This is a genomic window from Butyrivibrio sp. INlla21, assembly GCF_900116875.1.
Taxonomy (GTDB): Bacteria; Bacillota; Clostridia; order Lachnospirales; family Lachnospiraceae; genus Butyrivibrio.
Map to the genome: position 1 here is coordinate 27,440 of NZ_FPCC01000006.1, position 24,464 is coordinate 51,903.

A 24,464-nucleotide genomic window follows, 5' to 3' on the forward strand; every position below is an offset into this window, starting at 1 on the left:
TCTGTGGAGGGTTTAACATGACAGTTGGGAGAGCAGTGGGAGAAATCAAAGACATACTACGTCGGTATGATATTCCAAATTATTCTTCAGAAGAAGTCTATGGGGGTAAGGCATGATTTATTTTGACCAAGCGGCAACGACTAAGCTTCATCCAAAGGTATCAGAATGGATAAAAGAGCATATTGATAGTGATTGGATGAATCCAAGCAGCATGTACGCCGCAAAACAGAAGAGAGACATCGAAGATTGCAGAAAGAAAATATTAGGGATGATCGGAGCCGACCTTGATGATTATGTTATCTTTACATCCGGTGGTTCTGAGTCCAACGCTATGGCTATAGAGGTCGCAGACCTTTTAGTCACGACAGAAATTGAACATGACTCTATTCTAAACAGTGATATAGGTGCAAGGTTATCCGTTGATTCTGAGGGATTTCTTAGTGCTGTTAACTTTGAAAAAATCTACAACATATCAATGAGACCTTGGGATGTAGTGTCTGTTCAATATGCAAACAACGAGATAGGAACCATTCAAGACATTGCAACAGTAAGAAATACTTGTCCTGATTGTTTGTTGCACGTAGATGCAGTTCAGGCCATTGGTCACGTCCCTTTTAGTGTAAAGAGGCTCGGTATTGATATGCTTTCAGCCTCGGCTCATAAGTTTGGTGGACCTAAAGGAGTAGGCTTTTTATATGTCTCCAAGAAAGCTTTGCCATACATCAAGCCGAGAATTTATGGAACGCAAGAGAACGGCCTTAGAGGTTCGACGTATAACTACATTGACATAATGGCTATGACTCTAGCGTTAGAGATTGCCTTTAATGAAATGGTAGACAATCTTCTTCAAACAAGCAGAGTGAGAATGGCTATCTTTGATAATATTAACAGCATTGAGTGTGCTCACTTGAATGGCCCTATGGATTTCAAGAGAAGACTTCCGGGAAATCTTAACTACAGATTCGACGGATACCGAGGAGAAGAGCTTCAAGCGTTCCTTGCACAGAACGAGATTTATGTTTCAACGGGATCCGCTTGCAATACCGGAAAGACCAGTTATGTCCTTAAAGCAATCGGTCTTACGGAAGAAGAAGCCGATAGCTCTCTAAGAATAACATGTAACGAAACCAATACAGTGAGTGAAGCACTTACATTATTTAAAACCTTGCAGCAAGGATTGGAGATTTTAAAGTGAAGAAAATCATTAAAAAGACTGACGAAGAGTTTGCTATACTTCAAGAGTTTTGGAAGATGTTACAAGACTTCTACGAACCAGAAGACACCGACGAGTATTGGAACAAGTTCTTGGATTCTACTACCAAATTCGAGAGAAGCCATCCAAACAATCTATTGTGCGAGCAATTGATATTGATGACCATGAACTATCTCGAAAAGAAGTTTAAGAAAGACAAGACTTCATCATACGCGAAGCTTCTCACAACTGTCAGGTGGGCTTATAAGGACTTTATAGAAGTGGCAGATGCCGAGGATAAAAAGATCCTCAACGAAGTCCTTGATAGCAACGAGGGGATGACCGAGCAACAGATAATCATTAAGGCTAGGCAGTTACACAATCAAAACTCAGTAGAACAGCTTAGTATGTTTCTTGGGGGATGATGTATGTACGGAGAAAGAATCAGGGAAAGAAGGGAAGAGTTAGGATTCTCTCAGCTAGATTTAGCTGTTTTACTATCAACATCGCTTCAAGACATAGAACAATGGGAAGAAGAGATAGAGTCTCCGACAATTGAACAACTTGTTTCTTTATCCGAAGAATTAGGTGTTACAACGGATTGGCTTGTGGGTCTCGAGGATAACTTTGACGAGGATGATACAGACGAAGATCTTGATGATTTGGACGTTGAAATAGAAACAGCAAACTTTCTTCAAGACATAATAGTTCCACACATGAATGCGTACAAAGAAGAAAATGAAGGTTCAGTTTACGTGCACCTTCAACTGTCAGAAGACGATGAGTGTGAAGACTGTGTTATATATGCCGGAGCTGCTGCAGATGTTCTTTCAGCGGTAAATGTTCTGGTAGAAAGCTTATCAGATGAAACGGGGACGAACTACTATGATGTTGTTGCGATGATGGCAACTGCACATGCAAAAATGGAGTTAGAGTTGGGAGATGAGTAGAACTAGGGAGGATTTATGAAGGGTTTTATTATAGGCACATATGTTTTGACGCTTGCCTTACAGTGCAATAATTTAACAGCGTCAGCTGGATTTGCTGCAGCGATAGAAAACATAGAGATACCGACGATACAATGCGAAGAATTTACCATCCCTGAATACAGCGGATTCAAGTCTTTTATGTCTTACAAAACATTCGGAAAGAACACTAATCAACATAAACTTCAACAACTCGCAGTAACCGATGAAAACGGATTTAGAAGAGTTAAAGATTATTACGTGATTGCCGTGGGAAGTTTCTTCGAGGCACGGATAGGACAGCGGATTGATCTTGTCCTTGAAAACGGCGAGGTAATCAAGTGTTTAGTGGGTGACGAAAAGGCAGAAAAAGACACCGACATAACAAATATTTTTAGCAGAAACAACTGTATGAGCGAGTTCGTAGTAGATCTTAAGCAGCTCGAGACAACAGTTAAAAACAGAGGCGATGTATCATTCTTTCCCGATGAAGAATGGGAATCGCCGGTAGTGAAAGTTATCTTATATGACGAAGACTTGGAGGATATATGGCAGTCGGAAGAATAAAAAGAATTAAGGAAATAATCGAAAGAAGTAAGCCTGTAGATAATTTCGGATGCGAAAGAATCAAGGAAATAATCGAGGCAGGCATTCCAACTAAAGATCATGGACACATTGGTATCAGCAACGCAGCCGCTGCAGAGATTAAGAAGATATGTGAAAAGTCATTTTCTCACAACGTAGAACTTAACAGTGAAGATGCTGAAGAGATTAGGCAATTATGCGAGAAAGAAATCTCTATCCAAGACAGAACGGAATACCATAAGACATATTACATTAAAAATCCAGACAAATACAACCAGAAGGGGAAGAAAGATGCAGAAAATAGCGAAGTTTGAAAAAGTTTCTCTTGAGCAGTTTTTGAAAGATTCAAAGAGACTACTCTACGATTACAGTGAAAAAGAGATTGCAGATATATATGAGAAGATAAACCTCCCTCAAAGAGCCACAAGCGGTTCGGCAGGGTATGACTTTTATACTCCTTACGATATTGTGCTTCATCCGCATGACAAGATGATAATTCCTTCCGGGATCCGATGTGAGATAAAAGAAGGCTATATGATGCTCGGAGTTGTAAGGAGCTCAGTAGGGATTAAGGCTGATATTAACTTAAGCAATACGTGTATGGTATTAGACTCTGACTATTATTACGCAGACAATGAAGGTCACATCATGATTGCTTTAAGAAATATGAGAGATTACTTGGTACGTTTTCCTGCAGGAGACAGAATTATGCAGGGCGTATTCTTACCTTTTGGCATCACAGTTGATGACAGCGCAGAGGCAAAAAGAACTGGGGGAATAGGAAGTACTAATGCCGGAACTTGAGAGGATATTAAGACGATTAGAAATTATTACTAGGAAAGGAGCAACCCGACTATATTTGACCGAAGAAATAAAGGCTGAAACAGTGGTAGCTCTAAGGGGCATGGGGTATCTTGTATTGCAGATTTACAAGCATGGCAACATTCACACAATAGTTGGGGTTAGAAAAGCATGGTTGAAGTATTAGAGTTGATATTTTGTGATCGAATTCACTTCTTAGGAACAGTAGTATTGCTACTAATTATAGCTTGGGGGCTTTCAAATTTCACCTTGGTAAGAATAAAAATATCAAATTACCATTTAATTCCCGGACACATAAACGAGACTGAGGTGAATGATGATGAAGAGATGTAGTAGATGTATGTTTTGTAAAAAGAGTATGATAACAGATTACATCAAAGATGTAGATATCTATAGATGCAATATAGACAACGACATAATCTTTAACCCAACAGAAGAAGGAGAGGATTGCGCATGGTTTGAAGCGGTCGTTCAAAAGACAATCTTAAGCAGTCTCCTAAAATATTTTCTTTAACACTTGAAATAATTAACACAGAAAGGTATAAGACATGGAAGAATGGAGACCTTTGATTTATAGAGGCAAGGTTATTGAAAGATTTTTAATATCAAGCAATGGTGAAATAAAAAACAAAAAGACCAAAAAGATTATCAAACAGTTTACCACTCGCAAGGGATACAAGATTGTTGCAACAACCCTAGGACATACAACCGATAAGCTGACGTTAAGAGTACACAGGGCCGTGGCAGAGACATTTATTTCTAACCCACGTAACCTTCCGGTGGTCAATCACTTGGACGGGAATAAGTCAAACAACTGTGTTGAGAACCTAGAGTGGTGTACGAACAAAGAGAATGTACATCATGCGATAGAAAATGGATTGTTGAACCCTTACGTAAACAGTAAGAACAAGGCAATAATGTCATTGGAAAACGGCAAGGAATATTTCTCTGTGGGAGAAGCTGGAAGAGAATATGAGCACATGGCACCTTCAGCCGAAACTGCAAGGAAGAATATCTCGAGAGCGTTGGCAGAAAACGGCACCGCCTACGGTATGACATGGGTTTACATAGACAAAGAGGTAGAAAGACAAGTGCAGCCAAAAGACTACTTATCACCAAAAGATATAGAAGAAAAACTTAATCTTAGTCACGCAACCGTGTCTAAACTGATCCACACAAAAGGTTTTCCTTTTTATAGGATTGGAAGAAGCATAAGAGTTAAAGAGGAAGATCTTGAGGCTTTTCTTGACGCTTATAAAGAAAAAACAATACATATAAGTTAAGGACGACATCTAGTCGTCCTTTTCTGTTCTATCTAACAATATCTTTAGATCGTCTGGCGTTGTTCCAATATAAATATCTGCAGTGGTAGATATTTCTTCATGACGTAACAATCTCGATATAGTAGTTATATCAGCACCCTCTTTTAAAAGGATAGATCCATAACCGTGTCTAAGGTCGTGCACTGAGTAATCTTTTTCTTCAAGTCCTGTGTGTTTTAGCATCCTTTTTAAAGTGTGTAAGATATGTCTTTTTGTAAGAGGTGTTCCATTGGCAGAAAGAAAGACATAATCGTTTTTCTTATGCTGAGGATACATCTCGTTCATTATGTCTATAACGTCTCCGGCTTTTTTCTTGTAAGGGATAGTTGCAGCTGACGCTTCTGATTTCGGATCCTTATTTATATGTTCACGTCCAATCCTTTGTCCATACTCATCACGGTTCCATATCTGGGTGTACGTTTGAGAAATCGTCACAAGCCTGTTCTTTATATCAATATCACTCCATCTTAAGCCTGCAGCTTCTCCCTCTCTGAGGCCCGAATACATAATAAAAGCAAGGAGCCTCGCTGCGTTGCCATAAAAATATTTCCCATTTCCGGTTTTTCTAAGTGCTTCATTATACAATAAGTCTCTTTCTTCAACAGAAGTAAATTGCACTTTTTTCTTTTTAACAGCAACATTACTTTCACTTGGAATGCGTATCTTCTTATAGTTAACAACCGGAACTAATTCGTAGTGAGCATATTCGTCGTCTGTCAGACACATAGTCAGGACCTGCCACGTCTTTTTAATTGACTCTCGGCTATACTTCTTCGCAAGTTCTTTCAGGTACTTCTGCAGAACAGTCTTATCAATAGCTGACAACTGCAGATCTGCAAGAGGATAACCGAACAATCTCGTCTGTAATGCTGCCTCATACCCATCAAAAGTAGTAGACTCAAGGGTAAGCCCTACTTCTAAATATTTCTTTTTATAAAGCCAATCTTTAACGTATTCCCCTACCGTAAGTTTTGAATCATATACAACAGTAGTTTCCTTGGCTTTTCTTTCTTTTTCCTTGAGTTTTGCCCGAACTTCCTTCTCGGATTTCCCATAAGTGGCTTTCCCGTCTTTTCTGTAACAGAAATACAGATATCCATTTACCTTTACCTTACTCCAAGATCCTTCTCCGTTCTTTCTTTTTCCAGCCATATTACATAAAATCCTTTCAAGAAAAAATAGGCAGGATTCTCGGTTACTTGTAGCCGAGAGGAATGCCTTAGTATATAGTTTATCTTTTCTCTAAAATATAGTATAATCTATTTTAGAGAAAGGAACTATTATTTATGGAGTTTGTAAAGACAGCTAAGATACAAATTCATCCGAATAATGATGACATACAGTTATTACTCAATAGCATGAGAGCCTATTCTGATGCCTGTACTTTTGTATCTGAATATATCTTTACGACTAAAGACTTAAACCAAGTATCTGTCCAAAAGCATACCTACAACAAACTCCGTGATGAATACAAGCTCCCATCTCAGATGGCATGTAACGTAGTCCGTACTGTTATCGGGTCTTATAAAACCAATAAGACTAACGGTATGAACTGGATTTTCTGCAAATACAATGCTCCGCAGATGACCTTATCATGGAACAGAGATTATTCTATAAATAAAGATAAATTCTCTGTTGGTACTCTTAATGGTCGCATTAAATGCAATTACGACATTAAGGGGATGGAGCAGTATTTTGACAAGTCTACATATTCATTCGGCACAGCAAAGGTCGTATATAAACATGATAAATTCTTTTTGCATATATCTGTAAAAATGAATATATCTGAACTTTCTGATGCTAATGTAACCAATGTTGTTGGTCATGACAGAGGAATAAGGTTTCTTGTGTCATCTTATGGAAGCAATGGTAAAACTGCGTTTTATAGCGGCAACATCGTTAAACAGAAACGTGGGCATTACAAAGCACTTCGTAAGCAACTCCAGCAGGTAGGTACTCCATCTTCCCGCAAACGTATAAAGGCTATCGGTCAACGAGAAAACCGTTGGATACAGGATATTAACCACTGCATCAGTAAGGCACTCGTTGAGTCTAATCCGAAAGGCACTTTACATGTTCTGGAAGACTTGTCTGGTATCCGTACCGCTACCGAAGCTGTTAAGGTTCATGACAGATATGTAATGGTATCATGGTCTTACTATGACCTTGAGCAAAAACTTATGTATAAAGCTCTTGAGCACGGGCAGAAGGTCATTAAAGTAGACCCACGTTACACATCGCAGACATGTCCTAAGTGCGGTCATGTTGAAGCATGCAACAGAGATAAAGTAAACCATATCTTCTATTGTAAGAACTGCGGTTATAAATCTAATGATGACCGTATAGGAGCTATGAATCTCTACCGTAAGGGAATTGAGTACCTTGTAGAGTCGCAGTCCAGTATATCTGAATTGTGAAGGGTGTTGTCAGCCATCCTACGATGTAACGCCACGGAAGCCACACCGATAAAATGCGGAAGTCGCAGACGTACCGCAGGGCAGTTACAAGCCCGGCAATTTATTGCCGAGTAGTTGACTCACAGATAAATACGAGGTTGTAGCGTTCTATTTGTATAAATCTTCATTTTTATACAAACCAGAATAGATTTTATTATACAAATATATACAATAACCCGCAACAAGGATTTTAAGCAAAGTATTCAAACACCGCATAAACACTGAATAAACTATATCTTTTCACATTAGTATTCATTTATTCCGATTATCCTATATAGGCTTTAGGGAGGTAGGGGCCGCGTGTTCGAATCACGTCACTCCGATGTTTTAAGGAATCGCATATGCGATTCCTTTTTTTTGCATAAAAACAGCAACAAAAAACTATTAGAACCCCGCGCAAAATGGTATACTTACAATAGTTGTGTACATTAAAAACATAATAGAAAAGCAGAATAATTATAATGACTGAAATGAAACCTGAAAACTTATTTGGTACAACAGCATATTATGATAAAAACAGTTCCTGCGAGGAACTCGTACAGCTCATTTCGTGCGGTATTCAGCAGGATGAAAAAGGCATTATTTTTCTGAATGAGAACGGACGTTGTATTTACGCCAACAAGCGCGCGTTTACCATGTTCCGTGTTATAGATAATCTTACAATTCTTTACGATACTTTCGATGCGTGGAGGAGGAGCCTCGGCGTTGAGGAAGGAACGACATCATGGTGCGAGGTTTATAAGACTTCCAACAAAGAGAGACTGTATCACGTAAGATACAAAGTTCTTAATGATAACGGCAAGATCCTCGGAAGCATGTATGTGATCCGGAACGTTTCCGAGTCAATGGACAACGACCTCGGGGAGCAGTACAGACTTACTCATGACGAGCTTACGAGGCTGTATAACAAAGAGGGCTTTTTCGCCGCGGTAAGGAAACTCCTTGAAGAAGCCGAGCCCGACCGCGCCTACATCATAGTTTATTCCAACATCAAAGATTTCAAGCTGATAAACCAGCTTTTCGGCCTTAATAAAGGCAACGACATCCTCATAAACGTCGCGGATATGCTTTCGCAGATGGTAAAAGAGGAGGATGTGTACGGAAGGATCAACGGAGACCAGTTCGCTCTGTGCATGCCCAAGGATCGTTTCGATGAAAAGAAGATCATTGCATCTGTCAAAGAACGCGCCAGCAGGCTTACAAGCAGGACGTATTCCATTCATGTTCAGCTTGGTGTGTACGAGATATATGACAGGCGTATGGATGTGTCTTTTATGTGCGACAGAGCCTATATGGCCTGCAAGACCATCAAGAGAGACAATGTATGCGAGGTTGCCTGGTACAACGACGACATGCTCATCAATGCTCTCTTGGAAAAAGAAATCCTGTCGAGCTTTGACTTTGCCATCATCAATAAACAGTTTGGCATATACCTGCAGCCACAGCATTATTCCGACAGCAGGATATTCGGAGCGGAGGCACTGGCGAGATGGCTTCACCCGGAGAACGGAGTTATTGAGCCCGAGGTGTTTATAAGCGTTCTTGAAAGAGCGGATCTTATATACAAGCTTGATAAATATATCTGGGAGCTTGCCGCTGCGCAGCTTGCAGAGTGGAAGGGCACCAAGTGGGAGAAACTCTCTATTTCAGTCAACGTATCGCCCAAGGACATCTATTACCTTGATATCAAAAAAGAGTTTGATGACCTTGTGAAAAAATATGATATCAACCCCGCAAGACTCAATATTGAGATTACGGAGACGGCAGTAACAACCGATGTCAACAAGTGCGCCAAGCTTATCATGGACCTTAGAAAGAGCGGTTTCCTCGTTGAGATCGACGACTTCGGCAGCGGCTATTCATCACTTAATATGCTAAAAGATATCAACGCCGATGTTCTCAAGATCGATATGGGTTTTCTTAAAAAGACGGAGGATCATAAGAGAGCCAGGGTAATACTGAACTATACCATAGACATGGCTCATGAGCTTGGAATGGGTGTTATTACGGAAGGCGTAGAGACCAAAGATCAGCTTGCGTTCCTTGAAGAGATGGGCTGTAAGCTGTTCCAGGGATATTACTTTGATATGCCTATGCCCGTTAAGGATTTTGAAGAGAAATACAAGGACGGAGTCTGATAGTTGATTCAAAGACTATTTTGGTTATAATTGTTTTTGCAAAATTCACTTTTATGGAGGAATTGTTATGAAGGGTAAGTTTGGAATTAAGGAAGTAGTTGCTTTAGGAATCGGAACAGCTCTTTTTGTTGTTCTCACCAATGCTCAGATTCCGCTTGTGATCGTACCCAATACCGCACTTCAGGTAAGAATGGCTATTCTTGCATTCTTTTCGGCGGTGTTTGGTCCTTTCGTAGGTGCAGGAATCGGCCTTATCGGACATGCGCTCGGTGATGCGATATTCTACGGCTCTGTTTGGTGGAGCTGGGTTTTCCCCGAGGCTATCGTTGGTGCGGCCATCGGCTTCTTTGCCAAGAAGTTTGCAGTGCAGGAGGGCGGCTTTACAAAGGGTAAGAACATCATTCTCTTTATTCTTGTAAATATAGTGTCCAATGCGGTTGCATGGATTCTCGCAGCACCTGTTTTGGATATCCTGATCTATAAAGAACCTGTAAATAAGGTATTTGTTCAGGGTATGTTTGCTTTCTTCGGCAACATTCTCATCATCGGAATACTCGGAACACTTCTTATGGTTGCATATTCAAGTATTTCCGGTAAATCATCGGATTTAAAGGCGGAGGAATAATTCATTGGTTGAAAATGCGCCAATTATAGAATTTTCAGACGTTTCCTTTAAGTATCGCGCTCAGCAGGAACCAACGCTGAAAAACATTAATTTAAAAATCTATCCCGGTGAAAAGATACTGATCGCAGGTCAGTCGGGATCCGGTAAGTCAACATTGGCACATTGCCTTAATGCTCTTATCCCCTGTTCATATGCGGGGGATATGAGCGGAACACTCCGAGTTTGCGGCGAAGAACCAAACAAACTCGGAGTTTTTGGCATGTCACAGATAGTCGGAACGGTTCTTCAGGACACGGACGGTCAGTTCATTGCTCTTACCGTTGCGGAGGATCTTGCGTTTGCACTTGAAAATGACAATGTTCCGCAGGAGGAGATGTTCCAAAAGGTTGATGAAGTGTCCGAAAAACTTGAGCTTAAGCCGTTTCTCGGTAATGCGCCGGGAGCTCTTTCGGGTGGACAGAAGCAGAGAGTGTCCCTTGGCGGAGTTATGGCATGTGACGTCAAGATACTTCTTTTTGATGAACCGCTTGCCAATCTGGACCCTGCTACGGGAAAGAAAACAATATCCCTTATCGATGACATTATGCATAACGAGGATATGACGGTAGTGATCATCGAGCATCGCTTGGAGGATGTCCTTTACAAGGATGTGGACAGGGTAATACTGATGGACGGCGGCAGGATTATAGCCGATATGCATCCCGACGAGCTGCTTTGTTCGGATGTTTTGACAGAGAACGGTATCAGAGAACCGCTATACATATCTGCGCTTAAGGCGGCCGGAGCAAAGCTTTCTCCGGATACTCACCCTCAGCATATAGAGACTATGGATATTGCTCCTTATAAGGATGCGGTAAAAAAATGGTATCATGAGGCGAAGTTCCCGGCTTCCGAGAAGAACAGCGAGACACTTCTTGAAGTTTCGCATCTTAAATACAGCTATGACGAATCGAGACAGGTTATTGACGATGTCTCTTTTGAAATAAAAAAAGGAGAGATGATATCTCTTGTAGGTAAAAATGGCGCGGGCAAATCAACACTTGCTTCGCTTATCTGCGGCTTTAACAAGCCTGATGGCGGAGTCATCAAGCTAAGCGGAAAAGACATAGCGGATCTGTCTATCAAGCAGCGCGGCGAAAAGATCGGTTATGTCATGCAGAGCCCCAATCAGATGATAAGTAAACCTATGATCTTTGATGAGGTCAGTCTGGGACTTGCTTCCAGAGGCGTACCTGAGGATGAGATCAAGGAGAAGGTTAACGAGATCCTAAAGATATGCGGGCTTTATCCTTTCAGAAACTGGCCTGTTTCAGCTCTTTCTTTTGGGCAAAAAAAGAGAGTGTCAATAGCGTCGATCCTTGTTATGGAACCTGAGCTTCTTATTCTCGATGAGCCTACGGCGGGTCAGGATTACAGGCATTATACGGAGATCATGGAGTTTATTCATGATATCAGAAAGAAGATGCCGATCACGATCATTATGATCACGCACGATATGCATCTGATGCTTGAATATACCGACAGGGCGCTTGTACTTACTGACGGAAAGCTCCTTATGAACGCTTCTCCCGCAGAAGTCCTAACCGATAACGATGTTTGCGACAGAGCATATCTTAAGAGAACTTCACTTTATGATCTCTCTGTTAAGTGCGGAATAGATGACGCAAGTGAGTTTGCGGCAAGATTTATCGAAGATGAGAGAAGGCGGAAATAATGAGTAAGATGATTTCGTATGAAAAAAAGAATACGCCTATCCATAAGCTTAGCGGTTTCACCAAGCTTTTGTTTTTTATTTTGTGGTGCCTTACAAGTGCCCTTACTTTTGATACAAGAATGCTTTTGGTGATGATCGTTATAGGAGCTGCGATCTATAAGATCGCTGATGTTAAGTGGAAACAGGTAAGCGGCGTTTTTCTGGCCGTTATGTTTTTTATGGTGATCAATCTTGTCTGCATCTTTTTCTTTTCGCCTTATGAGGGCTGTAAGATTTATAACAGCAGAACCGATATTGTTCATCTTTTTGGAAATTATACTTTGACGTATCAACAGCTCTTTTATGAGTTTAATGTATTTATCAAATACTTTACCGTAATTCCCTCGATATTCATTTTCCTTGTGACGACCGATCCGAGCGAACTTGCTTCATCGATGAACGGAATCGGTGTGCCATATACGATCTCGTATGCGATGGAGATCACACTCAGATATATCCCTGACATTCAGGATGAGTTCCACAAGATCAAAAACGCGCAGGAAGCGAGAGGAATAGAGATGAGCTCTAAGGGAAGACTTCTTGATAGGATCAAGAACACTGCGGCCATTATCTTTCCGCTTTTGTTCTCGACTATGGAGAGGATAGAGGTTGTCAGCAATGCCATGGAGCTTAGAGGTTTCGGAAAAAAGAAAAAAAGAACATGGTACTCACAAAGACCTTTGAAAGCTGCAGATAAGGCGGCTATAGCCTTTTCTGTCGGATTCTTTGTGCTTACCATGATCGTTACTTACATGGACGGGAATCGCTTCTTTAACCCGTTTGTATAAAAATTACGCAATAAAATTACAAGTTGAAAATATGTTTCTAACTGCGGCCAGATACTCACCTTTGCTTCTGGCCTTTCTTATTGCCTTCAAACACTTGTCGCTGTCTTCAAAATGACTGTTTATAAATGCCCAGTGCTCGAGCATCTTGAAGATGACGTTTCTGTCCTCATGAATGAAAGTTTCATAACCTTGGTATAGTTTTTCGAGATATTGTTTCAGTTCATCCTTTGTAAGTGTTGTTGAACCGGCCGCAAGGTCTCTTGCGAGCGCAGGGTTTCTGAGCATTCCGCGGCCCATCATAACAGAGCTTATGCCGCCGGGATTATCGCTGTTGCCGGCTCCTGCGTCTAGGCTCTTCATATCGTCGATCAGCCTGTTGTAGTCGTCTATGTTATTTATGTCACCGTTGTAGCAGATATCTGCGCATCCGCCGCATTCTCTGTATATTTCGACGGCTCTTTTGAATGCGTCCGTCTTTGGCTTTCCCTGATAGAAATCCTTCTGAACTCTTGCGTGGATCGTAAGCTCGCTTATTGGATATTTTGCAAACACTTCCATAAGCTTATCGGCTTCTGATTCATCGGTTACCCCGAGCCTTGTTTTTACGGAGAATTTGGGAGAAGCTGACTCTTTAGCATTTTCTTTTCCCGAAAAAAGCTCATCGGAAGTGATCTCTTTTAACATGTTATCAAGGTAAGAAATATCGGCAAGAAGGCCTGAGCCCTTGTGCTTGGTTACTACGGTCGCGACGGGACAACCAAGGTTTAAATTTATCTCTTTGTATCCCATAGCCGCGATCTCTTTTGCCGCCCAGAGGAAGTTCTCTGCGCTGTTTGCAAGGATCTGAGGGATGACAATATCTGTATAATCCGGGAAAACATCGTTGTTTATGGGGAGAATGTCATTCTTTTCCCTTTTCTTGAATTTATGAGTCTTCGGAGCCGACAAAAAAGGCGTGTAATACTTGGCTATTTCACCGCCAAACATCGCACGGTGAGTGTTTCTGAGCGTATATTGTGTAATGCCCTCCATTGGGGCAAAGTAAAATTTTGTTGAAGCCATCAGGCGAATTTCTCCTTATTACTTGTTTTCATTCACGGTTATTATGGTATTATATGTGTTAGATGTCAAAACAATGTGAGGAATGTGGTATGGATTACAAGTACAATGATGAGAAAAATTCATTGAAGAACGAGATAAAAGATATCGTTGATCTCATACTCGCTGATTACGGGCATGACAGAGATATCGACAAGATGGATATATTCAACCAGCCTGACAGGGACGCGGTAAAAGATATTGTCATCAAGCTTATCCGTATTATCTATCCCGGCTATTACAGGGATAAGGTGTATAAGAGCTACAATGACAGCAACAGGATCGCAATTGTCATTGAGGATGTTATCTATAATCTTCAGAAGCAGATCGCCATTGCGTTCAGACACAGCGAGGATTATGAGGAGACTTCGGAAGAGACGCTTGATTGCGGAGCAAGACGCATTACACATGAGTTCTTTAAGCAGATTCCCAAGATCAGAGAATATGTGGATACCGACGTGCAGGCTTGCTATGACGGAGATCCCGCTGCTTACAGTAAAGAGGAGATTATTCTTTCATATCCCGGTCTTTTTGCGACAACCGTAAACAGGATCGCGCATGAGCTGTATCTTCTTAAGGTGCCGCTTATTCCGAGAATAATGACTGAGTATGCTCATTCCAAGACGGGAATTGATATTCATCCCGGAGCTACAATGGGCAAGTATCTTATGATCGATCACGGAACAGGAATTGTTATTGGTGAGACGTCTATTATCGGAGAGCACGTTAAGATATATCAGGGCGTTACCATCGGTGGTCTTTCCACAAGAGGAGGACAGGCGCTCAAGGGCAGCAAGAGACATCCTACAATCGAGGACGATGTTACCATCTATTCGGGAGCTTCCATTCTCGGAGGAGAGACTGTTATCGGTAAGGGATCGGTTATCGGAGCTAATGCGTTCATCACTTCTTCGGTTCCCGCTGCAAGCAGAGTCAGCATGAAAAATAACTGAAAAAAATTCTGAAATTTTTTTGCGAAAAGGGCTAAAGAAAAATAATAAATTGTCCGATAAAGGAAATAGCAAGTAGTGTAGCTATTTCCTTTTTCTCTTCGGAGGTAAAAACTATATGATGAGATCGCTTTGGTCAGGTGTGGCCGGTCTTACAACTCACCAACTTGAAATGGATGTTATCGGTAACAATATCGCTAACGTCAATACAACTGCTTATAAATCACAGGCAACCGGATTTGCGGATGTCCTTTATCAGACTGTGAAAAACGGAACAGGTTCGGGCGATACAACCGCTACAACCAATGTTTCACAGGTTGGACTCGGAACCAAGGTTGCATCCATATATACGAACATTTCCAAGTCAGGCTCAATGCAGACAACAGGAAATGCATTCGACCTTATGATCACGGGAGATTCATTCTTCGTGGTTTCTTCTGATGCGAGCACAAATCCCGCGATGCGCAATTTCACAAGAGACGGAGCTTTCACAATTGATGCGGACGGAAATCTCGTTACTCAGAACAATGGATTCTACGTATTCGGTATCATGGGTGACGGAAACATTCCCAGAGGCGGAAACGTTAATCTTACCAATCTCAGACTTATATCCGATGCGACTAAGACCATCGGCGGAACGGCAACATCGGCTTCATACTTTAGCGGCAATATAGACAGTCTCGATAAGGACCTTGAGACCGAAGACGGAAAGACATTGAGAATCGAAGTTTTCGGAAGAGACGGCGAAACCTATACTCTTAAGTATGGTCTTACAGACGGACAAGATGAGGCTGATAACACCTTTAAGCTTTCACTTAAGTCAATCCAGAACTCCAATGGAGATCTTATAACAAATACGACAAATGCAAATGTTGACCTTGTTTACAGCAAGAATAACGGAAGACTTGTAAGTGCAAACGGTGCGACTAACGGAATGGTTCATATGGAGTTTGGCGGACAGGCTTCAATGATAGGACCGATTGACATTGATTTTTCCAATACTTCGAACTATGCAAGCATAAACGGCAAGCATTCTTCTTCATTCTACGGATACAGAGGCGATACGCAGGGACTTAATCAGGGTTATGCAAACGGCACTATGACAGGCCTTTCGGTAACAGACAACGGCTCGATATTTGCCAAGTATTCAAACGGCCAGACCGTAAAGATCGCACAGATCGCGGTAGCTGAGTTCAATAATGCGATGGGACTTGAGATGATAGGAGATAACCTCTATGCTCAGTCACTTAACTCCGGAGAAGCAATGATCATGGATATCACCTATGACGGCGGATACATGACCGCGGGAGTTTTGGAATCGAGTAATGTCGATCTGGCAAAAGAGTTCACGGACATGATCACAACACAGAGAGGTTTCCAGGCTAACAGCCGCGTGATCACAACATCCGATGAAATGCTTCAGATCTTGCACGGATTAAAGAGATAAACACTTAGAAATATTAATTTAAAATCATGACAGCCATTTTGAAACTAAGTTTCCGAAATGGCTGTTTTTTAGCGCTATCCCAGTGTTTTTTTGTATTCGCATGCTGTATAATAACTGCACAACTACATAATGACTCACCTTTTTAGACAGCTTAAAATTGTAATGTTGATGAAAAATAACGGAAACTGAAATATTTTTTTTCGTAAAAGCGAAACTTTGAATCGCTGATATTTACTGGACTTGAGAAATGCGTGGATGGAAACTGTGAACTTTTTGTGAAAAAGTGGTTGTTTTTTTGTGTCCAATGGTTTATATTGATAATCACAACACACATAAACTTTTTTTACACTAATTGTTCCACGGGAAAACTAAGCGTTTAAAGGGCAAAGCCATTGAAAGATGGTGACGCAAAGCTAAAGGGTCTTAATCACATACGTGAAAGACAGCCAGTTGCTGGTGCTAGTTCGTTGGCACCATGAAGGTGACCGGACTGTACTAGCAGACGGTCTTATTTTTTACAATTACGGTACGAAATAAGTTCATGGATGAACAACCGGGAAACCGGAAGTACATGGATAGTAATTCCACAGAGCAACTGGCCACAGAAACTTTGCGATGTCGCTGACAACAAGATTTACTTAAGGTACATGCAAAGCCGAAAGGCCAAATGCATGTACTTTTTTATTACTACTGACAAGGACGGACTATGGCTGAGGTAAATCTAAAAAAACTTAGCAGATCGGAACTTCTGGAGATGATGATCACATTTTCGGAGGAGGCCGAGGAAGCTAAGAAACACGAAGAAGAACTTAAGGAAGAACTCGAAAAAGAGAAGCAACAATTGCTCAAGGAAATGGCTGAAGAAAGAGCCGCAATGCTCAAGGGCTTTGATGAAGAGAAGCATCAGATGAGAACCAAGTTCAACGAGCAGAAGGCTGAGATGCAGGCTAAGTTCGAAAAAGACATAAACGGACTTAAGGCCAGACTCACAAGAGAGAAAGAAGAGCTTCAGAAGCAAGTTGACGATGCAATGTTTAAGATTGAGAATTCACAGTCTCTTGCAGAAGCTTCAATCCAGCTCGGCGGAATTATGGAAGCCGCTCAGAAATCGGCAGACTTATATGTTGAGACTCTTCAGAAGAGAGCTGAAGCAGAGTACGAGGAATTCAAGAAAGAACTCGCACAGGCCAAGAAACATATGCTTGAGAAAGAGCAGGAGATTCTCGAAGCGAGTAACAAACAAGCTACTAAGAAAAAATCGTCCGTACAAGGCAGAAAGAAAAAAAGTGACAAAGTAGATGAGTGAAGAGAAAGTATTAAAACCCTCGATCGGAGATCTTAAGAAAGAGCTTAAGAGGGAGAACAGCAAAAGAGAATATAAGAACGTACTCAAAAGAACATTGTTTGTGGTAGTTATCGTGGCAGCACTGGCTGTCCTGATATCAAGCTTTTACATCACGGTACTTAGGGTTACGGGAGACAGCATGACACCGACTCTTGAAACCGGACAGATCGTGGTAGCACAGAACAGTTCAACGTTTGAACCCGGAGAACTTATTGCTTTTTACTATAATAATAAGGTTTTGGTAAAAAGAGTTGTAGGATCGCCCGGTGATTGGATAAATATCGATGCCGACGGCAACGTCTCGGTAAATGGGGAACAGCTTGAAGAGCCGTACGCTGAAAAAAGTTTTGATCCAACAGATATTAAATTTCCATACCAGGTACCTGAAAACAGATACTTTGTTTTAGGTGATCACAGGAGTGCTTCTATAGATTCAAGAAGCAGTGTCGTTGGCTGTGTTACAAAAGAACAGCTCATCGGCAAAGTGATCTTCAGAGTCTTCCCGTTCGATGTATCGGGAGGTCTATAACAGCTTTAGTCAGTCATAATGTAACCGCGAAACGTTTTTTACAGGTAAGAGGACCAGAATATGCGCAAGAGTGTTGAAAATCGCGCAGAAAACTACATCAAGAGACATCGCAACTACAGGAAATGGTTAGCTTTTGCACTGTGCATTGCAATGCTTACCGGAACGGTAACTTTGTATGGCCTTAATAAGCCGGCTACGGCCATGACCGAGGATGCGTTTGGGTCAATGGGAATTATTGATACCGCAAGTGATGAGGACGAGCAGAGACTCATCGAAGAAATGTACAATAATGACGATGACGAAAACGGCGATGATGGGGATGAAGTGGCCGGAGGCAATGACAATGGGGACGAAGAGTCAGGCAATCCGGACGATGAAAGCGATGATGAAAGTGACGATGAAAATGGGGATGACAACAGCGACGACGCTAATGAAAGCAATCCCGATGATATGAATAAAGAAAATGAGTCAGGAGATGATGATCCCGCTTCTTCTGAAGAAGATGATGAGGCAGCTAAAAAGGCTACTCTCGGCGAAGGAGCAAGCGATGAAGCTTCAAGCGAAGATTCTTCCGAATCCGCATCTGATGCTTCAAGCGAGGCTACAACCGCAGCTGCAGATGATGCATCAAGCCTTGAATCAAGCGAGATATCACTTGAGGCTTCCAGCGAAGTTTCTTTGGATGAAAAGGAACTCGAAGAGCTTAAGGATGTTGTTATCACAGTCTATTATGTTGATGCCGAGGGAACAGAGTTCTCTGAGGCAAAAGAACTTTCTATAGAAGATTCTTTTGACATAAAAGAAGATGCAAAGAAATTTGACGGTTATATATATAAGAAGGCACTTCTTGGTGATGAAGAGACAGAGATTGTTTCTATAAATAAGAAGACTAAGGAAGTATCCGTAGAAAAAGAAGAGAACGAAGACAGTGCAGCTTCACTTGCAGAGGTTGAGGATGAAGTCCTTAAGTATGTATATTATGAAGCAGTGACTGAAGAAGGCGAAGAGATCGAGATCACCGAGGATACAGATCTTAAGCTTGTATACGACGAAGTCAACACTCAGGAGAAGTTTGTTGTTTCTGTAGACGGAATGACTGTAACGGTTATTTTGTCCAAGCCCGAAGAATTCCCTAAGGGAATCGAGCTCAACGTTACTCCTCTTGATAAGTTCACAAGCGGATACAACTACGATGCATATATGGATGCCCTTAATGCAAATGCACAGGCAATTGCAGAGGCAGCCGGCAGAGAAGAAGCAATTGAATATGATGAGAGCAACACAATGCTCTTTGATATAGCATTCGTACTTGATGAAATCGAGTATGAGCCTAAAGAAGGAACGGTTTCCGTATCTGTTTCATTCGATGACAGCCAGCTTTCATCCGAGATGGAAACAGAAAAAGAGGAAGACGTATCTGTCCTTCACTTCCCTATTAAAGAAGCGGTTAAAGAAGGCTATGCATCAACAAGTGATGCTACAGGCATTTCTGTAGACGATATCAATGTAGATATTCTTACCGAGAGCGAAGTAAGCCTTGGAGAAGACGCCGATGTCATCAGCTTTACGACATCATCCTTTTCGGTATACGGCGCGGTTACATATTCCGATGACGGATATACATGGGATGGAACTGAGTCGTTCACTCCTAATGGCGCGGTAGAAATGCTTGGTAATGCAACATACTTCGGTGCTGTAGCCGAAGAATATTATGGCGGAGGACGTCAATATCCTAATGGCCAGCACAGTGAAGCTAATATTGCGGTTAAAAAAATCTACAATATACAGAACTTTACAATAGGTAACTCGGAGAAAGTTTATAAGCATCTTGTAAGTTATAATATTACGGTTCATAAGACCGTAAAAGGACCTAATAAGGTAGGAACATTTAAGTTCAAGCTTTATTCCGATCCGGAAGCTAAAATAGAGATCCCGAACAGTGCTTTTAGTATTACTACGGATGCAAAAGGAGAAGGTTCCTATACATTTGATTTTGCAAAAATACAGACAAACAGAGTTTATTCTAAATTCTATGTATTTGAGCTTGATCAGTCCGGAAGACCGGTAAAGAACGGCGGAAAGAACGGGAAATATACTGTTCAATACGGACAGGCAGAATTAAAGGGTTACAATGACAGCATTAGCTTGTTTACAGACAGCTATATTGAGGACATGAATGATTTCACCGGAGAATTTGTCCTTCAGAAGGTTAACGGGGCAACGGTTTATTATTTGCAGAATCCTAACAGCCTTACCGGTTATGAGAGTGTTACATATGATGAAGCGTATAACGATACGCCCGGACATAATGGACCATACCACACTGAGAGATATGATGGTAAGTTCCCGGTAGATGTTACAGGCTTGCTCGATAATGCAGGAAAAGCATCTTCTGTGCTTGTTAATGCTAATAAGGATGCATGTAGTGCTAACGGAATAAAGGTAATCAATCTCGTCGGAGGAGCTCCTACATATTCAGGGCCTCCCACTCTTGAAAATGACCTGACTCGTAGATATTTTGGATTCCCGCAGAGTGTAAATGACGGTTATGCAGTTAATACGGGTATTGATATAGGTGATCAGTTCTTGCTTCTTAATATTGATCTTACCGGAGTTCCGGAGTATAAGCTTGGTAAGATTAAGATTAACGGCGAGGGAACAGGTGATTGGAATGAGATTGCCAACAGGATAATAATAAATCCCGTTCAGAAAGACGGTAATGGTGGCTTTGTTCCTTATACAGGTAAGATCAACGCGGACATAATGTCCGGTACTCTTGTGGCACCTGATGCATATGTACTTACAACAGGTTCATATTGCGGAACCGTAATTGGACAAACAATCGAAAAGGATTGTGAGATACACAAAATCGATGTAAGAAGATACCTTGACGAGTCTGGATCTGCTGATGTTTCAAATATAGACGATACAGTAATTCCTTTTGATCTTGAGTTTGAAAAGTACGTAGATCAGTATTATGCAGGATGTACTGAGAGCGGTAAATTTAAATTTACTCTTCGCATGTTTGATGAGAAGCAGGGATCATGGAAGGTTATCGACAATAACATAACCAATGATCAGTGGCAGATCAAATACAGCTTTAATAATCCTGCGGATTACGGCATGGAGTATGGCGGTGAGAATACCTATTACTTCATGATGACCGAGAATGATACAACAGGCGATTATCTTAAGGATAAGAGCGGACTTCTTGCTAAGGTTAAGTATTATCCCGGCAAGAACGGACAAGCTATAAATGAGATATGTTATTACAGAATAAATGAACAGGAAGTTCAGAGCATATTATCGAGCTTCAGTAAGGGCTACTACAATGACGCTCACAGAATCAGAGAACTTGTAGGATTCTACAACAAGTCACGTAAGCCTTTTGATATCGAGATGTTCAAGTACCTGAACGGAAGTCTTCTTAGCGATAACACTCTTAAGTTCAATTTCTGGATCAGAATGGTCGATGAGAACAGAAATGTTATCGGTACAGACAGAAGAATATTCGGTACAGGCGCGGGTAAGGTGCCTAACTATATCACAAACGTAGGCAGCAGTATCAAGTATACGGTAGATACAAGAGCCAATGCTTGGAATATGGAAGTTGGAAAGACCTACTACTTCATGTTTGTGGAAGGCAATGCCGATAATGGCAACCGTGTTCAGACAACTATCGATAAGGCGATCATGGCAGTTAAAGTCGACTACTATGTCGATCAGACCAATGTGGTTCGTACATATTATAGGATCGCAGATCAAGATGCTATTGATACGATCCTTGCCAATAACGCAAGCGTTGTTGATTATTGCACCGATGCCAATTATATAGATCCTGTAAACGCAGGCTTCTATAACAAGACACCTACCAAGGTATCTGTAATTAAGAACTGGAATCAGAACAGTACAGACGATATCTGGGATATCACTGTAGTACTTAAGAGAAGAGTTTCAGGCGGTGACTTCGAAGAAGTTGAGAGGTTTGTGATACCTGCTTCCGACTACTACATGAGTGGCGGAATGGCAACTTCCAAGGCATACAACTTCGAAGATCTCGAAGCCTTTGATGAAAACGGAAATGCATATGAATATGCAGCCGATGAGTATTACGACAACGGAAGCGAGCTTGTACAGCTCAATCCTCTTAAATATGTCGTATATGATGCGTCAGGAAATGTGATCAACGAAACATCCGCAAGCGAAGATTCCGTAGGAATCGTTAACGGCTACAAGAATAGCGAGAACAGAACGGATATCGGAGCTGACGGAAGCACGACGATCACACTTACAAATACACCTTACATTAAGCTCAAAAAGGTATGGACACTTGATGGAAATCCGATATCTCCGGCAGAAACAACGGAATTCGGAACGGTCTTTGTAAACCTGTACAAGTCATATGATGACGGTTCACTTGAGTTCTTTAAGGGACCTATAGCACTTAGTCCCGGAAATGAATGGACCGCAGAAGTAGCCGTACCTGACAGAGTGAAGTATCACATAGTAGAGTGTGACTCCACAGGTCAGAACGAATACAGAAATGCACCTAAGATTACATACTACGCATTCTTCAAGGATCAGCAGACTGCTATGGATACCAACTGGGAAAATGTCTATGCAGAAGGTATCAATACAATGCTTGAAGTATCCAACGAAAGAAGCGGCAATGTTCTTCCTAAATCAGGAGGAATCGGAGAACTTCCGTATGTGGTTGCGGGAGCGGGAGCAACAGTGATGTCTCTTGTGGGAGCAGGTGTGTGCCTCCTCGGAAAGAGACGCAAGAAGGAGGATGAAGAGTAAGATTCATCTTCGAAGGAAAGGATTTAAAGCAGGGAAGCTTTAAAACAGGTGCTCATTTGCACCGGATACACTATCAACATTACATATTTACAAGGTTCAAAAGAAGGAGAGGAATATGAAAACACTAAGAAAACTCATAATGGGCCTCCTCGTATCGATTATGGTACTTGGAATGGGGGTTACTGCTTTTGCAGCTGCCGGATCTATTACAATAACCGGCGCATTAAAAGGTCAGGAATATAAAGCATATCGTGTATTTGATTATGTTCCTGCTGATGAAGCTAAGCCTAATGCGGGCGGCGTTTACAAACTTAATCCGATTTTCGATGGATTCCAGAATTATACTTACACCTACACAGATGAAACCGGCACTTTTAGCGTTAAAATGAGTGATCTTTTCACAGTAGGCGATAATGATATTCTTGATACATCAGGACTTACATCTGAAGCTGATGCCAAGATTTTTGGTAAGGCAGCTCTTGCGTATGCAGAAGAGAACAGCATTTCTCCTGTAGCAACAAAAGAAACAACAGAAGATGGAGATATTAAAATAGACGTTTCTGAATTTGGATATTATGTTCTTAATTCTTCGCTTGGTAGTGCTGTTGCTGTAAATACAACAACTCCCGATGCACAACTTGCAGAGAAGAATGAAGGAACAGATATTATCAAGATTGTTACAGATGCTACAAATAAGAATCTTATATATGAGGACCTTACAGGTGGCGATCATCAGATAGGCGATACCATTGAATATTCTGTAGAAGGTGTCTTTAAAAAAGGCGGACTTGGATATAAGATTCATGACTCTGTAACGGATGGACTTACTCTTAATCCGATCACAGATGCAAATATTTCATTTGATACTGATAATGCGGGACTTACATGGTCGATCGATAATTCATATGTTGATCCCGATGATGGAACTAAAGGTTTTGAGGTTACTTTTGAAGGTGTACCCAGCAAGGATACAAAGGTTACTATTAAATATACTGCTGTTTTAAATGCGGATGCAGTTATTTCTCCCAGTGCAAATGTCAATAAAGCTCAGCTTATATATGGACATAATGGAAAGGGAGTTCCTAAGGAGACGGAGCATAAGACATATCCTGTAGCAATCAGAAAGGTTGCAAAGGGAACTGATAAGCTCCTTAAGGATGCAAAGTTTGAGATTTACAGAGAACTTGATAAGTCACTTGTTAAGCTTACAAAGATCTCAGATACTGAGTATAAGGTTGATCCTGACGGAACAGTAACAGAGTTCACAACTGTTGAGGCTGATAACATTATTATCAAAGGTTTCGCTCCCGAGAAGTATGTTCTTGTAGAGACACAGGCTCCTAAGGGATACAACCTTCTTGAGGGCAAAGTTACTGTTGACGGCACAACTTATGAGCACGCTCAGGAGATGATAGTAACCAAGAATTCTACCGTTGAAAATATACAGGTTGAGAAGGTTGAGGATGGAACAGGTCTTACACTTCCTTCTACAGGTGGAATCGGAACAACAATCTTCTACATTGTAGGCGGTATTCTCATTGTTGCAGGTATTGCATATTTCATCGTTCGCAGAAAGGCTGACGCTGAATAATTCTTATAATCGGTATGAAAAAAATAATAATATAATTTGAATCTTGTTGAATAAC

Annotated in this window: 21 protein-coding genes and 1 riboswitch; of the genes, 19 read left to right on the forward strand and 2 right to left on the reverse strand. The window is 41.3% G+C overall.

Going from position 1 to position 24,464, the window contains the following annotated elements; all coding sequences use genetic code 11:
* Window positions 1-112: 112 nt before the first annotated feature.
* From BM377_RS04765 to BM377_RS04800, 8 genes are all read left to right on the forward strand, one after another.
* Window positions 113-1,195 carry a cysteine desulfurase family protein gene (locus tag BM377_RS04765; RefSeq protein ID WP_092244524.1) on the forward strand — a complete coding sequence of 361 codons (1,083 nt, stop codon included), beginning with the start codon at window positions 113-115 and terminating at the stop codon, window positions 1,193-1,195.
* Entirely contained in the window at window positions 1,192-1,617 is a 426-nt protein-coding gene (locus tag BM377_RS04770; protein WP_092244527.1) for a hypothetical protein, read from the forward strand. The genes BM377_RS04765 and BM377_RS04770 overlap by 4 nt, the downstream gene beginning before the upstream one ends.
* A gap of 3 nt (window positions 1,618-1,620) precedes the next feature.
* The gene (locus BM377_RS04775) at window positions 1,621-2,142 is read left to right on the forward strand and encodes a helix-turn-helix domain-containing protein (RefSeq protein ID WP_092244530.1); all 522 of its coding nucleotides are present in this window, start codon (window positions 1,621-1,623) and stop codon (window positions 2,140-2,142) included.
* Window positions 2,143-2,157: 15 nt separating this feature from the next.
* Window positions 2,158-2,724, forward strand: a complete 567-nt coding sequence (locus BM377_RS04780; protein ID WP_092244533.1) for a hypothetical protein — start codon at window positions 2,158-2,160, stop codon at window positions 2,722-2,724.
* Window positions 2,706-3,056 (forward strand): hypothetical protein, encoded by a 351-nt coding sequence (locus BM377_RS04785; protein WP_092244536.1) that lies wholly within the window; start codon window positions 2,706-2,708, stop codon window positions 3,054-3,056. The genes BM377_RS04780 and BM377_RS04785 overlap by 19 nt, the downstream gene beginning before the upstream one ends.
* Entirely contained in the window at window positions 3,034-3,546 is a 513-nt protein-coding gene (locus tag BM377_RS04790; protein ID WP_092244539.1) for a dCTP deaminase/dUTPase family protein, read from the forward strand. Before BM377_RS04785 ends, BM377_RS04790 begins: the two co-directional genes overlap by 23 nt.
* The gene (locus tag BM377_RS04795) at window positions 3,533-3,730 is read left to right on the forward strand and encodes a hypothetical protein (protein ID WP_092244542.1); all 198 of its coding nucleotides are present in this window, start codon (window positions 3,533-3,535) and stop codon (window positions 3,728-3,730) included. Before BM377_RS04790 ends, BM377_RS04795 begins: the two co-directional genes overlap by 14 nt.
* 382 nt (window positions 3,731-4,112) lie before the next feature.
* On the forward strand, window positions 4,113-4,847 hold the full coding sequence (locus BM377_RS04800) for a helix-turn-helix domain-containing protein (protein WP_092244545.1): 735 nt from the start codon (window positions 4,113-4,115) through the stop codon (window positions 4,845-4,847).
* 9 nt (window positions 4,848-4,856) lie between these two features.
* Here BM377_RS04800 and BM377_RS04805 read toward each other — a convergent pair whose 3' ends face one another.
* Entirely contained in the window at window positions 4,857-6,038 is a 1,182-nt protein-coding gene (locus BM377_RS04805; protein WP_092244548.1) for a tyrosine-type recombinase/integrase, read from the reverse strand.
* A 134-nt stretch (window positions 6,039-6,172) separates the two neighbouring features.
* Here BM377_RS04805 and BM377_RS04810 point away from each other — a divergent pair, with 134 nt between their 5' ends.
* The 5 genes from BM377_RS04810 to BM377_RS04830 all read left to right on the forward strand — a co-directional run bounded on the left by BM377_RS04810 (window position 6,173) and on the right by BM377_RS04830 (window position 12,646).
* Window positions 6,173-7,303, forward strand: a complete 1,131-nt coding sequence (locus BM377_RS04810) for an RNA-guided endonuclease TnpB family protein (protein WP_092244551.1) — start codon at window positions 6,173-6,175, stop codon at window positions 7,301-7,303.
* A 500-nt stretch (window positions 7,304-7,803) separates the two neighbouring features.
* The gene (locus BM377_RS04815) at window positions 7,804-9,480 is read left to right on the forward strand and encodes a putative bifunctional diguanylate cyclase/phosphodiesterase (protein WP_092244554.1); all 1,677 of its coding nucleotides are present in this window, start codon (window positions 7,804-7,806) and stop codon (window positions 9,478-9,480) included.
* Window positions 9,481-9,547: 67 nt separating this feature from the next.
* Window positions 9,548-10,105 carry an ECF-type riboflavin transporter substrate-binding protein gene (locus BM377_RS04820; RefSeq protein ID WP_092244557.1) on the forward strand — a complete coding sequence of 186 codons (558 nt, stop codon included), beginning with the start codon at window positions 9,548-9,550 and terminating at the stop codon, window positions 10,103-10,105.
* Window positions 10,106-10,109: 4 nt separating this feature from the next.
* Window positions 10,110-11,819 carry an ABC transporter ATP-binding protein gene (locus tag BM377_RS04825; RefSeq protein WP_092244559.1) on the forward strand — a complete coding sequence of 570 codons (1,710 nt, stop codon included), beginning with the start codon at window positions 10,110-10,112 and terminating at the stop codon, window positions 11,817-11,819.
* Window positions 11,819-12,646, forward strand: a complete 828-nt coding sequence (locus BM377_RS04830) for an energy-coupling factor transporter transmembrane component T family protein (protein ID WP_092244562.1) — start codon at window positions 11,819-11,821, stop codon at window positions 12,644-12,646. The genes BM377_RS04825 and BM377_RS04830 overlap by 1 nt, the downstream gene beginning before the upstream one ends.
* A gap of 3 nt (window positions 12,647-12,649) precedes the next feature.
* Here the strand turns inward: BM377_RS04830 and BM377_RS04835 are convergent, their stop codons facing one another.
* A complete protein-coding gene (locus tag BM377_RS04835; protein ID WP_092244565.1) occupies window positions 12,650-13,708 on the reverse strand; it encodes a tRNA dihydrouridine synthase in 1,059 nt (352 codons plus the stop codon).
* An 89-nt stretch (window positions 13,709-13,797) separates the two neighbouring features.
* Between BM377_RS04835 and epsC the strand changes: the two genes are divergently transcribed.
* The 6 genes from epsC to BM377_RS04865 all read left to right on the forward strand — a co-directional run bounded on the left by epsC (window position 13,798) and on the right by BM377_RS04865 (window position 24,409).
* The gene (gene epsC / locus BM377_RS04840) at window positions 13,798-14,697 is read left to right on the forward strand and encodes a serine O-acetyltransferase EpsC (RefSeq protein WP_092244568.1); all 900 of its coding nucleotides are present in this window, start codon (window positions 13,798-13,800) and stop codon (window positions 14,695-14,697) included.
* A gap of 115 nt (window positions 14,698-14,812) precedes the next feature.
* On the forward strand, window positions 14,813-16,141 hold the full coding sequence (locus BM377_RS04845) for a flagellar hook protein FlgE (RefSeq protein WP_092244571.1): 1,329 nt from the start codon (window positions 14,813-14,815) through the stop codon (window positions 16,139-16,141).
* Between the two features lie 372 nt (window positions 16,142-16,513).
* Window positions 16,514-16,599, forward strand: a riboswitch (cyclic di-GMP riboswitch).
* A gap of 248 nt (window positions 16,600-16,847) precedes the next feature.
* Window positions 16,848-17,447, forward strand: a complete 600-nt coding sequence (locus BM377_RS04850) for a hypothetical protein (RefSeq protein ID WP_092244574.1) — start codon at window positions 16,848-16,850, stop codon at window positions 17,445-17,447.
* Complete coding sequence (gene lepB, locus BM377_RS04855; protein ID WP_092244577.1) at window positions 17,440-18,015, forward strand: signal peptidase I; 576 nt, start codon at window positions 17,440-17,442, stop codon at window positions 18,013-18,015. Before BM377_RS04850 ends, lepB begins: the two co-directional genes overlap by 8 nt.
* A 60-nt stretch (window positions 18,016-18,075) precedes the next feature.
* Complete coding sequence (locus BM377_RS04860) at window positions 18,076-22,818, forward strand: LPXTG cell wall anchor domain-containing protein (RefSeq protein WP_092244580.1); 4,743 nt, start codon at window positions 18,076-18,078, stop codon at window positions 22,816-22,818.
* Window positions 22,819-22,933: 115 nt separating this feature from the next.
* Window positions 22,934-24,409 carry a SpaH/EbpB family LPXTG-anchored major pilin gene (locus BM377_RS04865; protein ID WP_092244583.1) on the forward strand — a complete coding sequence of 492 codons (1,476 nt, stop codon included), beginning with the start codon at window positions 22,934-22,936 and terminating at the stop codon, window positions 24,407-24,409.
* Window positions 24,410-24,464 lie beyond the last annotated feature (55 nt).

Bases quoted from the DNA above. Each gene is read 5' to 3' on its own strand.
- lepB (WP_092244577.1), top strand. From the start codon at position 17,440: ATGAGTGAAGAGAAAGTATTAAAACCCTCGATCGGAGATCTTAAGAAA.
- BM377_RS04810 (WP_092244551.1), top strand. From the start codon at position 6,173: ATGGAGTTTGTAAAGACAGCTAAGATACAAATTCATCCGAATAATGAT.
- BM377_RS04800 (WP_092244545.1), top strand. From the start codon at position 4,113: ATGGAAGAATGGAGACCTTTGATTTATAGAGGCAAGGTTATTGAAAGA.
- BM377_RS04835 (WP_092244565.1), bottom strand. From the start codon at position 13,708: ATGGCTTCAACAAAATTTTACTTTGCCCCAATGGAGGGCATTACACAA.
- BM377_RS04850 (WP_092244574.1), top strand. From the start codon at position 16,848: ATGGCTGAGGTAAATCTAAAAAAACTTAGCAGATCGGAACTTCTGGAG.
- BM377_RS04780 (WP_092244533.1), top strand. From the start codon at position 2,158: ATGAAGGGTTTTATTATAGGCACATATGTTTTGACGCTTGCCTTACAG.
- BM377_RS04765 (WP_092244524.1), top strand. From the start codon at position 113: ATGATTTATTTTGACCAAGCGGCAACGACTAAGCTTCATCCAAAGGTA.
- BM377_RS04820 (WP_092244557.1), top strand. From the start codon at position 9,548: ATGAAGGGTAAGTTTGGAATTAAGGAAGTAGTTGCTTTAGGAATCGGA.
- BM377_RS04785 (WP_092244536.1), top strand. From the start codon at position 2,706: ATGGCAGTCGGAAGAATAAAAAGAATTAAGGAAATAATCGAAAGAAGT.
- epsC (WP_092244568.1), top strand. From the start codon at position 13,798: ATGGATTACAAGTACAATGATGAGAAAAATTCATTGAAGAACGAGATA.
- BM377_RS04845 (WP_092244571.1), top strand. From the start codon at position 14,813: ATGATGAGATCGCTTTGGTCAGGTGTGGCCGGTCTTACAACTCACCAA.
- BM377_RS04865 (WP_092244583.1), top strand. From the start codon at position 22,934: ATGAAAACACTAAGAAAACTCATAATGGGCCTCCTCGTATCGATTATG.
- BM377_RS04795 (WP_092244542.1), top strand. From the start codon at position 3,533: ATGCCGGAACTTGAGAGGATATTAAGACGATTAGAAATTATTACTAGG.
- BM377_RS04805 (WP_092244548.1), bottom strand. From the start codon at position 6,038: ATGGCTGGAAAAAGAAAGAACGGAGAAGGATCTTGGAGTAAGGTAAAG.
- BM377_RS04815 (WP_092244554.1), top strand. From the start codon at position 7,804: ATGACTGAAATGAAACCTGAAAACTTATTTGGTACAACAGCATATTAT.
- BM377_RS04860 (WP_092244580.1), top strand. From the start codon at position 18,076: ATGCGCAAGAGTGTTGAAAATCGCGCAGAAAACTACATCAAGAGACAT.
- BM377_RS04775 (WP_092244530.1), top strand. From the start codon at position 1,621: ATGTACGGAGAAAGAATCAGGGAAAGAAGGGAAGAGTTAGGATTCTCT.
- BM377_RS04790 (WP_092244539.1), top strand. From the start codon at position 3,034: ATGCAGAAAATAGCGAAGTTTGAAAAAGTTTCTCTTGAGCAGTTTTTG.
- BM377_RS04830 (WP_092244562.1), top strand. From the start codon at position 11,819: ATGAGTAAGATGATTTCGTATGAAAAAAAGAATACGCCTATCCATAAG.